Here is a 14,969-nt window from a genome sequence, read left to right as displayed (position 1 = left end):
CGCTCCCACATTTTTGATTGGGTTTACACCCCGGCCACGTGCAACACCAGTTTCACGATGCCAAACAACGTCAGTGCAAACACCGCCGTAAACAGGATGCCCACAATCACGAAGTGACTGGGCTTGCCGTGGGTGAAGTCACGAGCGCGGTTCTTGCCGCTTTGCACGCCAAACGCTGCTGCCATCACGCTGTGCAGCATCTGCCAGAAGGTAGGGGGCTTATTGGCTGGATCGTCCATACATCCCTCGACACAAGGTGTGTGAGGGACAGCATAGACAATCCTCTGCGGGCTTGGGCGTTACGTCCTCACGCCTGCGCCGGTTCCAGCTTCAAAAACAACTCCCGGTCCAGCGGCGGCTTGATCACCACCTTCTCAAGATTGACCACCTCCCTGTGGTTGGCCCGCGCCTGTTCGATCAGTTCCTTGCGGGTAAATAAGCGTTCTTCCTTGGTCTTCAGATGGCCGAATGCGGGTTCGAAGGCGGGCGTGTTGGCCTTTGCATAATGAAAGTGCGCGTACCACAGCACGTTGTCGTCACCGCGTTTACCGTCTCTGATCTTTTGCTTGTCACGCACCGCATACTCGGTCAGGAAACCGCCGCCTTTGAGTGGAGTACGCCGCTTGACCAAGTTGATGTCGACCAGGCCATGCCTCCACAGATATTCGATGTTCGCGGCTTTGGGCCGCTGCTGCTTGAAGGCTTCGCTGCACACGGTTTGAGCCAGGCGCCGCAGGCTTTGTGCTTCGTCGCGGAAGGTGTTGATCAAGGTGCTGGCATTGGGCTGGGTGGCGTGGTCGCGCTCGATTTCATTGGCCAGCGCTTCAAGCTGGCGGGCCTGGGGGCTCAACATCTCCTCCCATTCAAGTGGGCGCAGCGCTTCACGACGTTGGTGGTCCAGCAGCTTTTTTTGCTGATCGCGGATGATGAACTCAGTCTTGGCCCTGCGTGCCATGACCGTGCGTGCCTCGTTCTCAATGCTCTGGAGGCTGTGGGTTACCCGAGCGACGGGTGGCGTTGGAGGTGTGGCCTCGACGACTTCATGCCAGGCCCCTTCGTTGGGGTACTCGTGGTAAGTGGCGACGAGCTTTTTGGTGACCGGGTCTTGGATAGTGACAAACCGGTCGGCGGTTTGCGGCCCGGTCGGCTGCAGGTCACCGACCAGGTATTCGTTATTGCGGGTCTTGAACACTATTTTGCCCGGGCTCTTGGTTCGCGCAGCCTTGGGCGGCGCTTCGACGGGGGCGAACCCGGCGTCGACCAGGATCAGGTCGGCCAATTGGGTTTCCAGGCCATTGCGGGCTTCGGTCAGGTGTTCCATGAACGCTGCGCGATAGTCCTCGCGGACAAACCCGGAACCCATTTCAGCCAGTGAGGTGACGGCGTTTTCCAGGCGTTCGTACAACTCCAGCACGTTCTTGAGCACGTTCATTTGCTCGGCCGGCGAATACCCGCCGATGTCGCGTATTTCGGCGTGCGACAGGATGACCCGGTCCCGATTGGGGTCGGCAAGCTCCATCACGAACGGGTGTTCGGCCGGTTCCCGTGAGCGGTGGTTACGGTTCAAGACCAGCTCGGACAGAAAGATCAACAAGCTTTGTTTGATTTCGACTGACGATACATACGCGTAGTCCGGCCTTTCCCTGAGCAGGTATTTGCGTTGTGCGGGATCGGCCGGCTGGAGGATGCTTTCCATTTTTTCCGCCAGCACAACCAACTGCTTGAACGTCTCAAACTGTGCTTTCCATAAGGCGAGAACCTCGTTGTAAGCGTCGTTGATACCCTGGGGCAACTCCTCGTTCACGCGGCCGCTGAGTTCGAAATAGGTTTCGCCCCGAGGGGTTTCATTAAAACTGAGCAGGTGTTCCATGTTGACGTCGAACAGCGACCCCCAGTAATCAAAAAAATACCAAGTGGCGATGTCTTTCTTGTGCTTGGGGTCCGGGTTCGCCTTGTCGATTTCCATCAACTCCACCGCCTTCGCCTCATAGCGTCGCAGGGCAGGAAATACGGCTTCTTTCAGGGTGCGGTAATGCTCGTAGGCGATGTCGAACTCAACCTTGGCCCTGGCGGTTTTTTGCTGTTCCTCTTGGTGGCGTTGGCTGAATCGTTCTTTGAGCTCAGGAACGGCTTTGCTGAGCAGCTCCCAAACCTGGCGCAGGGTTTTTCTCTGCTGTTTCAATGTGGCCCGTGCACTGTTCAAGGCCACCACCGCTGGAGCGGCCGCTGTGTCACCTTCGAGAAATTCAATGCCTAGCGCTTTGAGCTCGGCGATCAAGGGTTGAAGCCGTTCGGATTTTTTTCGTTGCAGTTCCGCGCGCCGGCCTCCGGGCATGCCGCCCTCCAGTTTCGCACCGCGATCCAGGCGCCAGTGGCCCTGGCCATCACTCACCAGCTTGAAACCAGGGCGCAGCGGATGCTGGGGGTGCACCAGGTACACCTCGCCAAAGCCAGGCACCACCGCGACTTGGAATAACAACCCACCGACACTGGCGTGCCATTGATTACCGATGCGGTACAAGCCTTTGAGCGGGCCGCCGGCTTGGGGTGCGGGCAAGGAAGGGGGCCAAGGCACATGGATGTCGAGCAGCTTCTCCAGTAAGAGGGCGCTGGCCTTGGGGCTCGCCAGGGAGCGGCTGAAGTCCAGCGCGGTAGGGCCACTCAGCGGGACTTCACCGGGCAAGGCTACCGCGCCTTGGCGAACTATCGGCGTACTGGGCCGGCGCGGTACGCCGAGGGGGTGGCGCCAGGTATCGAGGTGCTGCGCAGTGTCATCCTCGACGCGTTCTGGCAGTGGTTTTGGTGCGCTGGGCGAGGAACTTGCAGCGTGCAGCAGCACCATGGCGGTGTTGAGCAGCAAGTCGATCAAGGCCAGCTCCCGGGTGGTGGCGTCAGTGCTGTCGAGCCCGGACAGGTCTTGCTCAAGGCTGCTGACCATGACCAGGAACCAACCCGCGAGCATGGCCGGGCCGCGCACCAGCGGCAACACCAGGGTGTTGAACAGCAGCCATGCGCCTTGCATCACAATCGCCCAGCGGCTTTCGCCGTTGGACACCGACTCGCGGTCGGCCAAGTCAACCAGGGCCCGTGCGGTACTGCCGAATAGATGGTTGAGCAGTTGCCCGTTGAGCTGAGATTGCAGCCACTCATCGGCGCCTTCATCCCGCGCCAGGGTGGCGGGTGCCGGGCGCTCATGGGTGACCGTATCTTCACCGACCAGGAACCGCAGGATATGTGGCTCTCTGATGCCCCCGTAGGCGTAGATGCGGCGGGCCTTGTCGGTCAGCCAGGTCAACACACTGTCTTGCAGGGCGCCGGGCTGCGCAATCGCGTCCAGCAAAGCTTGGCGAGTCGGGAATTCGTACAGGCAGTCGCTGTACAGCGGGCGATACAGCAGGTGCGGGCCGCTGTCCGCGGTACGCGACTCGATGATGAACATGTTGCTGACGGGATCTGGCGTGGTATGTGGTGCCCGGCACAGGGCCAGTGGCCGTAATACGATCTGCTGGTCGTCGACCAACCTGTCCGCCGGGTAGATGCCCATCAGCGCCTTGATGTAGCGATAGCCTTGGGTGGTGACGCCGTACAGGCGGCGGATCTTGAACTCCAGTGCCTGCATGGGCAGGTGCACCCGCAGTTCGCGGCAAAACAGTGTTTCCCGCTCCTGGGCCTCCCGGCTGTCGCTCAGCAATAGATCCTTGATGGCCTGCGGGTAGGTGGTGCCAATGTCCACGCGCTGGATCAAGCCGCCACTGCCCATCAGGTAGTCTTCGGTCAGCCACTGGGGCAATGTCTCGCCGTTTTTGGCTGATAGCTTCACCGTACCGCTGGGTTTGCCGGCCAGGTTCTTCACCGCCAGTTCCGTCAGCGACATGCGCACATGTTCGATTATCCCGGCCCCGCCGGGGTAGCCCGCCGCTACGGTAAAGTCCAGCACCAGCGCGTCCGGGTCGAAATCGCCATGGTCGGCCTTCATCTGGGCGCGCAAGGCCTCACGGCTAAAGCGCTGGACATTCTGGATGCCTTCATTGAATGAGCGGCCCTGGTTTTGTTTCATCACCTGTGCCATGTCCTGGGCGTGGCGGTGGTAGGCGAAGCGGTCCTCGGCATCGGCTTGCTGGAGCCAGGCGGGTAATTGGCGGTCCACCTTCTGGAGCACGTCCAGCGCGGCCTTAGGGTCTCTGGATAGCAGCTGCGCCGGGTCGGTGAGCGCTGCCAGGCGGGCCTCCAGGGTTTCTTCGCTGTGACCTTCAAAGGACAGGTGGGCGATGTCTTCGAGCTGCTGATTGAGGATCAGCCCCGCCTGCTGCTCAAACACGTTGCCATCCGGCTCATTGCGGCGCCAGGTCAGCGTGTCGAATTGAAACCGCTCGGCCAGCTTGGCGCCCCAGGCGCGGCCAAAGGCGTCCATGTCGTCAAACGCTTGCACGGCGCCGTCTACGGCGCACAACAGCACCTGCCGGTCGCGCACGATTATCATGTCCGGCGTCAACAAGGTGACACGCTCAGCGCCCTTGGTCAGGGTGGTTTCGATGAAGTAGACGTACGTGGGCGGGTCGGAGCGCCGCAGACGGGTCAGCAACTGCGGCCATTGGGCAACCGTGGTGAGCATATCGAGCTGCACCTCGTTCAGTGCGCTGGTGGCCGTAACGGCGGCAATCATTTGGCCGTTGAGCAGCTCTGCCAGCCACTGCCAACGACTGTTGCCATGACTGTCGGTTGCGTTCCAGTAATCGGCCAGGGCCTGTTGAAAATCGATGCAAAATTCAAGGCGCAGGTCGTCGATGACGTGGGCGATGACTTGCATGTCGAGGGCCGCTGGCGCGGCAGGCGCCAGGATTTCGGGAGGCGTTTGGGTGAGGAAAAACGATTGTCCGTTTCGCGGCTCAAAGTCCAACAGTTGGGGGTTGAGCAGGTGGTCGATTGCCACATTCAGCAGCAACTGCATGGAGTGGCCACCGGTCGCAAGGGGGCTGGCCAGTTTGAGCTGGGTCAGGTCCATTGGCAGGGTTGGGTAGTGCTCCAGGATGCGCTGGCGCAGTCCGGCAAAAACCACCGAGACCAGGCTTGGGCGGCTGGCGAAATGAGCATGGGCCGCCAGAGCTGGCAGTTGGCCCAAGGTTGTAGACGGGGTGGGCATGACGAAGTCCTTGTTCCTGATGAAAACCATGGTTGGGTTTGCACAGGGGATCGCATTTCGTCATGGCTGGTGCGGTAACCAAAGACCGCCATTGCGGCGGTCTTGGTGATAGTGCCAGGGGAGGCCCTAGTTGTCGTAACCCAGGTTCGGTGCCAACCAACGCTCGGTCACGGCCAGGTCCTGGCCTTTACGTGCGGTGTAGCTGGCCACTTGGTCCTTGTCGATCTTGCCCACGGCAAAGTACTGCGCCTGCGGGTGGGCGAAGTACCAGCCGCTGACCGCCGCCGCCGGGAACATCGCGTAGTGCTCGGTGAGGAACACGCCGCTGCGGCCGGCTTCCATCTCGCGCGCTTCGGGGTCGAGCAGTTGGAACAAGGTGCCTTTCTCGGTGTGATCCGGGCACGCCGGGTAGCCGGGTGCAGGGCGGATGCCGCTGTATTGCTCCTTGATCAGCGCCTCGTTGTCCAGTTGCTCGTCCTTGGCGTAACCCCAGTAGTCTTTACGCACTTGTTGGTGCAGCCACTCGGCGCAGGCTTCGGCCAGGCGGTCGGCCAAGGCCTTGACCATGATCGAGTTGTAGTCGTCGCCCGCGTCCTGATAAGCCTTGGCCACTTCCTCTGCGCCGATGCCGGCGGTGGTGATAAAGCCCCCCACGTAGTCGGTCACGCCGCTGTCTTTTGGCGCCACGAAGTCGGCCAAGGAGAAGTTCGGCTTGCCGTCGGTCTTGATGATCTGCTGGCGCAGGTGATGCAAGGTCGCCAGGGGCTGACCGTCTTCGCCGTAGACTTCCAGGTCATCGTCCTTGACCTGGTTGGCGGGCCAGAAACCGAATACGGCACGGGCGCTGATGAGTTTTTCGTCGATCAGCTTGGCCAGCATTTCCTGGGCATCGGCGTACAGCGCGGTGGCGGCTTCGCCCACGACTTCATCGGTCAGGATGCGTGGGAATTTGCCCGCCAAGTCCCAGGAGATAAAGAACGGGGTCCAGTCGATGTACTCGGCCAGCACCTTGAGGTCGATATTGTCCAGCACCTTGGCGCCGGTAAAGGTCGGCGTCACCGGGGTGTAGGTGCTCCAGTCGAACTGCGGCTTCTTGGCGATGGCCGCCGGGTAGCTCAGGCGTTCGGTGCGGGCGCTGCGGTTGGAGGTGCGCTCGCGTACTTCCACGTATTCCTCGCGGGTACGTTCAACAAAGCCGGCTTTGAGCTCCTTGGACAGCAGTTGCGTGGCCACGCCCACCGCACGGGAGGCGTCGGTCACGTATACCACGGCATCGTTGCTGTACTTGGGCTCGATCTTCACCGCCGTATGGGCCTTGGACGTGGTAGCGCCACCGATCATCAACGGCAGATGGAAGCCTTGGCGCTGCATCTCGCGGGCCACGTGCACCATCTCGTCCAGCGACGGGGTGATCAGGCCAGACAGGCCGATAATGTCGCACTTCTGTTCCTTGGCCACCTGCAGGATCTTCTCCGCCGGCACCATCACGCCCAGGTCAACGATGTCATAGCCATTGCAACCGAGCACCACGCCGACAATGTTCTTGCCGATGTCATGCACGTCGCCCTTGACCGTGGCCATCAGGATCTTGCCCTTGGCTTCCGGTTTGTCGCCTTTCTCCAGCTCGATGAACGGGATCAAGTGGGCCACGGCCTGCTTCATCACCCGAGCGGATTTCACCACTTGGGGCAGGAACATTTTGCCCGCGCCAAACAGGTCACCGACGATGTTCATGCCGGACATCAGCGGGCCTTCGATCACTTCGATCGGGCGGGCGAACGACAGCCGTGATTCTTCGGTGTCTTCAACGATATGGGTGGTGATGCCCTTGACCAGCGCGTGTTCCAGGCGCTTGTTCACCGGCCAGCCGCGCCATTCTTCGGTTTCGGCTTCTTTTACGCTGCCGTCGCCCTTGTACTTGTCGGCGATGGCGAGGAGGGCGTCGGTGCCGTCCGGGGTGCGGTTGAGCACCACGTCTTCCACGGCGTCGCGCAGCTCGGTTGGGATCTGGTCGTAGATCTCCAACTGGCCGGCGTTGACGATACCCATGGTCAGGCCATTGCGGATCGCATACAGCAGGAACACCGAGTGGATCGCTTCACGCACCGGGTTGTTGCCCCGGAACGAGAACGACACGTTGGACACGCCGCCCGAGGTCAGCGCGTACGGCAGTTCGTCACGGATGTAGGCACAGGCGTTGATGAAATCGACGGCGTAGTTGTTGTGCTCCTCGATGCCGGTGGCGACCGCGAAGATGTTCGGGTCGAAGATGATGTCTTCCGGCGGGAAGCCCACTTCGTTGACCAGGATGTCGTAGGAGCGTTTGCAGATTTCTTTTTTGCGCGCTTCGGTGTCGGCCTGGCCGGCTTCGTCGAAGGCCATCACCACCACGGCGGCGCCATAGCGCTTGCACAGCTTGGCGTGGTGAATGAACTGCTCCACGCCTTCCTTCATGCTGATGGAGTTGACGATGCCCTTGCCCTGGATGCACTTGAGGCCGGCTTCGATCACTTCCCACTTGGAGGAGTCGATCATGATCGGTACGCGAGAGATGTCCGGCTCGCCAGCGATCAGATTGAGGAAGGTCACCATGGCCTTCTTCGAATCGAGCATGCCCTCGTCCATGTTGATGTCGATCACCTGGGCGCCGGCTTCCACCTGCTGCAGGGCGACTTCCAGGGCTTCGGTGTAGTTGTCTTCACGGATCAGGCGGGCGAACTTGGCTGAACCGGTGATGTTGGTACGTTCACCGACGTTGACGAACAGCGAGCTGCGATCAATGGTGAACGGCTCCAGGCCCGACAGGCGGCACGCCTTTGGGATATCCGGGATCACACGGGGTGCATAACCGGCCACGGCCTTGGCGATGGCTTCGATATGGCCTGGGGTCGTACCGCAGCAGCCACCGACGATGTTGAGAAAGCCGCTCTGGGCGAATTCCTCAATGACCTTGGCGGTTTCCGAAGGCAGCTCATCGTACTCGCCGAATTCGTTGGGCAGGCCAGCGTTCGGGTGTGCGGAGACGTGGGTGTTGGCCTTGTTCGACAATTCTTCCAGGTACGGACGCAGTTCGCTGGCCCCCAGGGCGCAGTTGAGGCCTACGGAAATCGGCTTGGCGTGGGCCACCGAGTTCCAGAACGCTTCGGTGGTCTGGCCCGACAGGGTGCGGCCGGAGGCGTCGGTGATGGTGCCGGAGATCATGATTGGCAGTTCGAAGCCCAATTCCTCGAACACGCCCTGCACGGCGAAGATCGCGGCCTTGGCGTTGAGGGTGTCGAAAATGGTTTCGATCAGGATCAGGTCGGCGCCGCCTTCGATCAGGCCTTTGGTGGCTTCGGTGTAGTTCTCCACCAGCTCATCAAAGGTCACGTTGCGGTAGCCGGGGTTGTTCACGTCGGGCGACAGCGAGCAGGTGCGGCTGGTGGGGCCGAGCACGCCGGCGACGAAACGCGGCTTGGCTGGGTTTTCGGCGGTCTTGGCGTCGGCGATTTTGCGCGCCAGACGTGCGCCTTCTACGTTCAGCTCGTAGGCCAGCTCTTCCATGCCATAGTCGGCCATGGAAATACGCGTGGCGTTGAAGGTGTTGGTTTCGAGGATGTCGGCACCGGCATCCAGGTAGGCTTTTTCGATGCCGCCGATCACGTCGGGACGGGTGATCACCAGCAGGTCGTTGTTACCCTTGACGTCGCTCGGCCAGTCGGCGAAGCGTTTGCCACGGTAGTCGACTTCTTCCAGTTTGTAGCTCTGGATCATCGTGCCCATACCACCGTCGAGGATCAGGATACGGTCCTTGAGGGCTTGATGAAGGGCTTGCAGACGAACGCTACGATCGGACATGGGACTACTCTGGTCAGGCATTTCGGAGGGCGTGAATCATAACAAACCTGTGCCGATTTAGAGCATGTGCAGGTTTTGCATGAATATCGTTCATGTTGCTTGGGGGTGTGGCCCGGTAGAATCACCGGCAAATTTTCAGCGCACGCATTGAATCGGGACCGGATACATGTCACTTCGCCTCATCGTCAGCGCCGCGCTGTTGCTGCTTGCCAGCAGCACCCAGGCTCAAAGTCCTGCTCCCGGGATTTCCTACACCCGCGACATCCAGCCCATCTTTACCGAGAAATGCGTGGCCTGCCACGCCTGCTACGACTCCGCCTGCCAGCTCAACCTGGGCAGTGGCGAAGGCGCGGCCCGTGGCGCGAGCAAAGTACCGGTCTATGACGGCGAACGCAGCAAGGCCACGCCGACCACCCGTTTGTTCTACGACGCGTTTGGCCAGCAAGCCTGGCAGCAGAAGGGCTTCTATTCGGTGTTGGACGCCCAGGGCAGCCAGGCTGCACTGATGGCGCGCATGCTGGAGTTGGGCCACAACGCACCGCTGCAACCCAACGCCAAGTTGCCCGAAGACATCGTGCTGGGCCTGAGCCGTGAAAACATGTGCGCCATGCCCGGCGAATTCAATGCCTACGCCGGAGCGCACCCCAAGGAAGGCATGCCGTTGGCGGTCACGGGCCTTACCGACCAGCAATACCAGACCCTGCAACGCTGGCTAGCTTCCGGTGCCCCTATAGATGAACAAGGCTTGGCACCGAGTGCCAAGGAAGCCTTGCAGGTGCAGCAGTGGGAAAACCTGCTTAACCAGCCCGGCGCTCGTGAAAGCCTGGTAGCGCGTTGGTTGTTCGAGCATTTGTTTCTGGCCCATATCTACTTCGAGAATGGCGAGCCTGGGCATTTCTTCCAATGGGTACGCTCGCGTACGCCGAGTGGTCAGCCTATCGACCTGATCGCCACCCGCCGCCCGAATGATGACCCGGGCACCCAGGTTTATTACCGCCTATGGCCGGTGCAGGGCGTGATCGTGCATAAAACCCACATCACCTATCCGTTCAGTGCCGCGAAAATGGCCCGCATTAAAGAGCTGTTCTACGCCGGTAATTGGCAAGTCAACGCCTTGCCAGGCTACGGGCCGGGCCGCCGCGCCAACCCGTTTGAGACCTTCGAAGCCATCCCGGCCAAGGCGCGCTACCAGTTCATGCTGGACAACGCCGAGTACTTTGTACGCACCTTTATCCGTGGGCCGGTGTGCCGTGGGCAGATCGCCACCGACGTGATCCGCGACAACTTCTGGACCCTGTTCCAGGACCCGGAGCACGATCTGTACATCACCGATGCCCGCTATCGCGGCCAGGCTACGCCGTTGCTGGCGATGCCAGGGCAGAACGATGACGTGGGCAGCGTGCTGAGCCTGTGGCTGGCCTACCGCGACAAACGCAACGCCTATGAGGCTTTGCGCCGCGACAACTATGCGGATATCCCGGCGCCCAGTTGGTCATCGCTGTGGGCCGGCAATGACAACGCCTTGTTGAGCATCTTCCGTCATTTCGACAGCGCCTCGGTGAACAAGGGCCTGATCGGCGAAGTGCCGCAAACGATGTGGTTGTTCGACTACCCGCTGCTGGAGCGCACCTATTACCAGTTGGCGGTGAACTTCGACGTGTTCGGCAATGTGTCGCACCAAGCCCAGACTCGGCTGTACTTCGACCTGATCCGCAATGGCGCCGAGCAGAACTTCCTGCGCCTGATGCCGGCGGATTCCCGCGAAGGTTTCTTGGATGATTGGTACCAAAACAGCGGCAAACTCAAGCTGTGGCTGGACTACGAAGCCATTGATGACGACAAACCCACCGGCCTGCACCTGAACGCGCAAGACCCGAAACGCGACTTTGCCAACCAGTTGCTCGCCCGCTATGGCGACTTGAACGCCAGTCCCGACCCGATCAACCGCTGCGCGGGCGCCTATTGCTCCCGTGACGGCATCGACCCGGCATTACAGGATGCCGAGCAGGCATTGAGCCGGCTGACCTCGCGTCCGGCGGCCGGGCTCAAGGTTATCGACCAGTTGCCCGAAGCCACGATGTTGCGCATCGAGACCGCGACCGGCAAGCGCGTGGTCTACAGCATGCTGCGCAACCGCGCCCACAGTAACGTGGCGTTCCTGCTCGGTGAGGCCTATCGCTATCAGCCGGGCCTGGACACCGTGACGATCTATCCGGGCGTATTGAGCAGCTACCCGAACTTCATGTTCAACATTCCGGCCCAGGAAGTGCCGGAGTTTGTTGCACAAATGGAGCGTGCCAAGGATGCCAACCGCTTTGAGAAAATCGTCGACCGCTGGGGTGTGCGCCGCAGCCATCCGCTGTTCTGGCAATACTTCCACGATTTATCGCAGTACATCCGCGAAACCACGCCGGTGGAAGAGGGCGTGCTGGACATGAATCGCTATGAAAACCTCTGACGGGCGGCGCGGGTCTTTTCCGACAAAATTACTGGGACTTTGTACCTGCGTAATATTTTGGCGTAAACTGCCGGCAAGCCTGTGAGGAGTTTCCATGACTGCCATAACCATTACCGACGCCGCCCACGATTACCTGGCTGACCTGCTGTCCAAGCAGAACACGCCCGGTATCGGCATCCGCGTCTTTATCACCCAACCTGGCACCCAGTACGCCGAAACCTGCATCGCGTACTGCAAGCCAGGCGAAGAAAAACCTGAAGACACCGCCCTGGGGCTCAAAAGCTTCACGGCGTACATCGATCACTTCAGCGAAGCCTTCCTGGACGATGCGGTCGTCGACTATGCCACCGACCGCATGGGTGGCCAGTTGACCATCAAGGCGCCCAACGCCAAGGTGCCGAGCGTCAATGCAGACAGCCCGGTGAACGAGCGCATCAACTACTACCTGCAAACCGAGATCAACCCCGGTTTGGCCAGCCATGGCGGCCAGGTCAGCCTGATCGACGTAGTGGATGACGGTATCGCAGTGTTGAAGTTCGGCGGCGGCTGCCAGGGCTGCGGCCAGGCGGACGTGACCTTGCGTGAAGGCATTGAACGCACCCTGCTGGAGCGTGTTCCAGAGCTTAAGGGCGTACGTGACGTGACTGACCACACGCAGAAAGAAAACGCCTACTACTGAGTAAGGCGTTCACTGCGAACAAAAAAACGGCGCCCCGTGAGCGCCGTTTTTTTTGATTTAAATTCAGAGGCTTGCACTATTTGTTTAACAGTGAAGATTAACTGTGAAAGGGGTCATGTGGGAGCGGGCTTGCTCGCGAAAGCAGTGGGTCAGTGTTGGATGTGTTAACTGACACACCGCATTCGCGAGCAAGCCCGCTCCCACAGTTTTGACCGCGTTCACACGTCAGGGCCGATAGAGGTGGGCATGGCCCGCCCGATACAGCGACGACTCACTGAAACTATCACTGGCCAACACCCGACCCACCACAATCAGCGCCGTGCGCCGAAACCCTTTGGCGGCGACTTTCTCGGCAATATCACTCAGCGTGCCAACGACCCAATCCTGATCCGGCCACGTCGCCCTGTGCACCACCGCAATCGGGCAATCGGCGCCATAGTGCGGCAGCAGCTCGGCGACAATCTTCTCCAAGTGGTTGACCCCCAGGTGAATCGCCATGGTCGTGCCATGTTGCGCCAGGCTGTCGAAGTCCTCACCGGCCGGCATGCTGGTTTTGTCCGCATAGCGGGTCAGGATCACGCTTTGGGCGATATCCGGCAGGGTCAGCTCGGTTTCCAGCAATGCTGCGCAGGCCGCCACCGCCGTGACGCCGGGGATGATCTGAAACGGGATGCCCAGCTCGCGCAAATGACGAATCTGCTCGCCAATCGCCCCATAAAGGCTGGGATCGCCTGAGTGCACCCGCGCCACATCCTGGCCCTGGGCGTGCGCGACCTTGATCAAGTCGATGATCTGTTCCAGGTGCAGTTCCGCGCTATTGACCACTGTTAGCGCTTGATGACCTTCCAATACCGCCGCTGGCACCAGTGAGCCCGCATAGATAATCACCGGGCAACTGCGGATCAGCCGCTGGCCTTTGACGGTGATCAGTTCCGGGTCGCCGGGGCCTGCGCCGATGAAGTAGACGGTCATGGGGATTCCTGTTGAAAAGCGGGCGAGCATGAAGATTGCTCATGATCGGGAAGGGCGATTATCGGGTTTTCAGCCGGAGCACGCCAACGCAAAGGTGGCCTGGGCGGTTTTTTGGCGCGTGATCAGCAGGCGAGCGGGGCGGCTGGCGAGCTGTTCGGCCAGGGCCAGGGCAGCGCTTTCAGCGATGCCATAGCAGCCGGTGTGAGTAAACGCGACCTCGGATTTATGGCTCAGGCGGTCTGCATACACCGCCAGTTGCCCGGCGCTGAAACACTGCAATGGCAGATTCAGCATCACGGCCAGTGCCAATAACCCGGGCTCATCCTGTTTCAGGTCGATACTTGCCAGCGCGGTAATGCGGTGGCGCTCGATGCCGCCCTCGGCAAGAGCAGCGTCAAACAGGCCCAGCAGGGTGTGAACATCACAGCCCCGCTGGCAGCCCAGGCCAACCACCAGGGTCATGCCGAGTATTGATCGTCACGGTTGCGGCGGAACAGCCAGGCGCTGATCAGGCCCAAGGCCAGCCAGAACACAACGTTGGTCAACTGCGACGCGATCTTGAACTGCGCTTCCAGGGCTTCGGGGGCCAACATCGAATGCACTTCAGGTTGTGGCGCGCCAATCACATGCGGCACGACCAGGATCGCGGCGCCCAGCGCCTTGAGCAGCCAGTTGCGACCGAACACGATCAACGCGATGCCAGCAGCAGTGGAGGCCGCGGTGCCGATCCACCAGGTCTGGCGCAGTGCCAGGTCGGCGGCAGCGGTGCCCGGCAATTCAGGCGGCAAGCCCATCGTCGGTGCCAACACAAACGTCGCATAACCGGCCAGGCCCCAAAGCAGGCCTTGGGCGGTGCGGGTAGGTGCGCGCAGGGTGTAGAGCCCCGCCAGCATCAAGGCAAAACCCACTGCTACCACCAGGTTACCGCCGGTGGTGGACAGCACACGTTGCCAGCCATCTTCCGGCTCCCAGGCTTCGGCGTCATGGGTGTGGGCAGCGGCGCCCTCGGCATGCTCGTGGGCCACTTCGGTGGCGGCTGGGGCATGTTCAAAGGTTTCCGCCTGCAAAATCAGCGGAGCCACCCAGAAGCTTTGCAGCAGGGTCAGCAACAGGGCCGCTGCAAGGCCCGTGAAACCTGCGGTTTGCGCAATACGCTTGATCATGTCGGCAGGTCTCAGTGGCACGGGAACGCGGCGCTGTGGCGGGTATCGTGGGCGGCGTTGTGCACCGCTTCGATATGGGAGAACCCGGCGAAATACACCAGGCTCGCGCCGAGAATCGACGCAACGATAGCGGCGGTCAGGCGTTGGCTCAGGGTTTGGGTGCTGCTGGCGGAGTGCGAAGTGCTGCTGATGATCGACATGGCGCGTCCCTTTCAGGTGTCAGGGTGAAACGAGCGCATGAAAACCCCGCGAGCCGGGCACGCAGGGTTTTGAACAGCGCCCGCCCACCGCGGGTTTGTTATCTGATTACGTTCGGGCCGGTCTCCGGGCTTGCGAGGGGAGGCTCTTGTAGAGAGTCAGCCTGAAAACGTCGCCTTCCCATGCCAGGGGCACAGTGGATATGACGTTTCGCTCGCTTACCGTTGCGGGGGCAGCACCGGACTTGCCATGCGTGCATGACTCACCGGTTTCCCGTTTCACCCTTTGCAGGGCACCCGAAACAAGATGTGTAGGAGAGCATGGGGGTTGGTGGGGAGTCAAATGGGATGTGCTTTGGATTGGGGGCATATCCGTTATTTTGGTAGCGGCGACTTAGGGTTCCGCCCTTACGGCGGGTCACTTTTGGAAGGCCCTCCATGTCAGGATAGTTGTCGCTTCTTCAAAACTGGAGGGCGTAGGACTGTCGCTTGAAACAACGTCGCTATACCGAAGATGAGAAAA

Annotated in this window: 9 protein-coding genes and 1 riboswitch; of the genes, 2 read left to right on the top strand and 7 right to left on the bottom strand. The window is 60.7% G+C overall.

Annotated elements, in window-relative coordinates:
• Positions 1-23: 23 nt before the first annotated feature.
• The 3 genes from ACLD1Y_RS28515 to metH all read right to left on the bottom strand — a co-directional run bounded on the left by ACLD1Y_RS28515 (position 24) and on the right by metH (position 8,977).
• Positions 24-239, bottom strand: coding sequence for a DUF2970 domain-containing protein (locus ACLD1Y_RS28515; protein ID WP_429481010.1), 216 nt, complete (start codon positions 237-239; stop codon positions 24-26).
• Between the two features lie 68 nt (positions 240-307).
• A complete protein-coding gene (locus tag ACLD1Y_RS28510; RefSeq protein ID WP_429481009.1) occupies positions 308-5,140 on the bottom strand; it encodes a dermonecrotic toxin domain-containing protein in 4,833 nt (1,610 codons plus the stop codon).
• 126 nt (positions 5,141-5,266) lie between these two features.
• Positions 5,267-8,977 carry a methionine synthase gene (gene metH, locus ACLD1Y_RS28505; protein ID WP_429481008.1) on the bottom strand — a complete coding sequence of 1,237 codons (3,711 nt, stop codon included), beginning with the start codon at positions 8,975-8,977 and terminating at the stop codon, positions 5,267-5,269.
• A 166-nt stretch (positions 8,978-9,143) separates the two neighbouring features.
• Here metH and ACLD1Y_RS28500 point away from each other — a divergent pair, with 166 nt between their 5' ends.
• Positions 9,144-11,435, top strand: a complete 2,292-nt coding sequence (locus ACLD1Y_RS28500) for a fatty acid cis/trans isomerase (RefSeq protein ID WP_429481007.1) — start codon at positions 9,144-9,146, stop codon at positions 11,433-11,435.
• Between the two features lie 94 nt (positions 11,436-11,529).
• Positions 11,530-12,114 carry a Fe-S biogenesis protein NfuA gene (gene nfuA, locus ACLD1Y_RS28495; protein ID WP_032887092.1) on the top strand — a complete coding sequence of 195 codons (585 nt, stop codon included), beginning with the start codon at positions 11,530-11,532 and terminating at the stop codon, positions 12,112-12,114.
• 225 nt (positions 12,115-12,339) lie between these two features.
• On the opposite strand, the gene cobM is transcribed toward nfuA, so the two are convergent.
• The 4 genes from cobM to ACLD1Y_RS28475 form a co-directional block, all read right to left on the bottom strand.
• Entirely contained in the window at positions 12,340-13,086 is a 747-nt protein-coding gene (gene cobM / locus ACLD1Y_RS28490; protein ID WP_429481006.1) for a precorrin-4 C(11)-methyltransferase, read from the bottom strand.
• A gap of 69 nt (positions 13,087-13,155) precedes the next feature.
• A complete protein-coding gene (locus tag ACLD1Y_RS28485) occupies positions 13,156-13,548 on the bottom strand; it encodes a cobalamin biosynthesis protein (RefSeq protein ID WP_429481005.1) in 393 nt (130 codons plus the stop codon).
• On the bottom strand, positions 13,545-14,249 hold the full coding sequence (locus ACLD1Y_RS28480; protein ID WP_429481004.1) for a CbtA family protein: 705 nt from the start codon (positions 14,247-14,249) through the stop codon (positions 13,545-13,547). The genes ACLD1Y_RS28485 and ACLD1Y_RS28480 overlap by 4 nt, the downstream gene beginning before the upstream one ends.
• Before the next feature lie 11 nt (positions 14,250-14,260).
• Entirely contained in the window at positions 14,261-14,449 is a 189-nt protein-coding gene (locus ACLD1Y_RS28475; protein WP_429481003.1) for a CbtB domain-containing protein, read from the bottom strand.
• A 98-nt stretch (positions 14,450-14,547) separates the two neighbouring features.
• A riboswitch (cobalamin riboswitch) is annotated at positions 14,548-14,762 on the bottom strand.
• Between the last annotated feature and the right edge of the window lie 207 nt (positions 14,763-14,969).

It is taken from the genome of Pseudomonas sp. 18175 (genome assembly GCF_050432925.1).
Classification (GTDB): domain Bacteria; phylum Pseudomonadota; class Gammaproteobacteria; order Pseudomonadales; family Pseudomonadaceae; genus Aquipseudomonas.
This window is presented reverse-complemented; position numbering and strand designations above follow the sequence as displayed.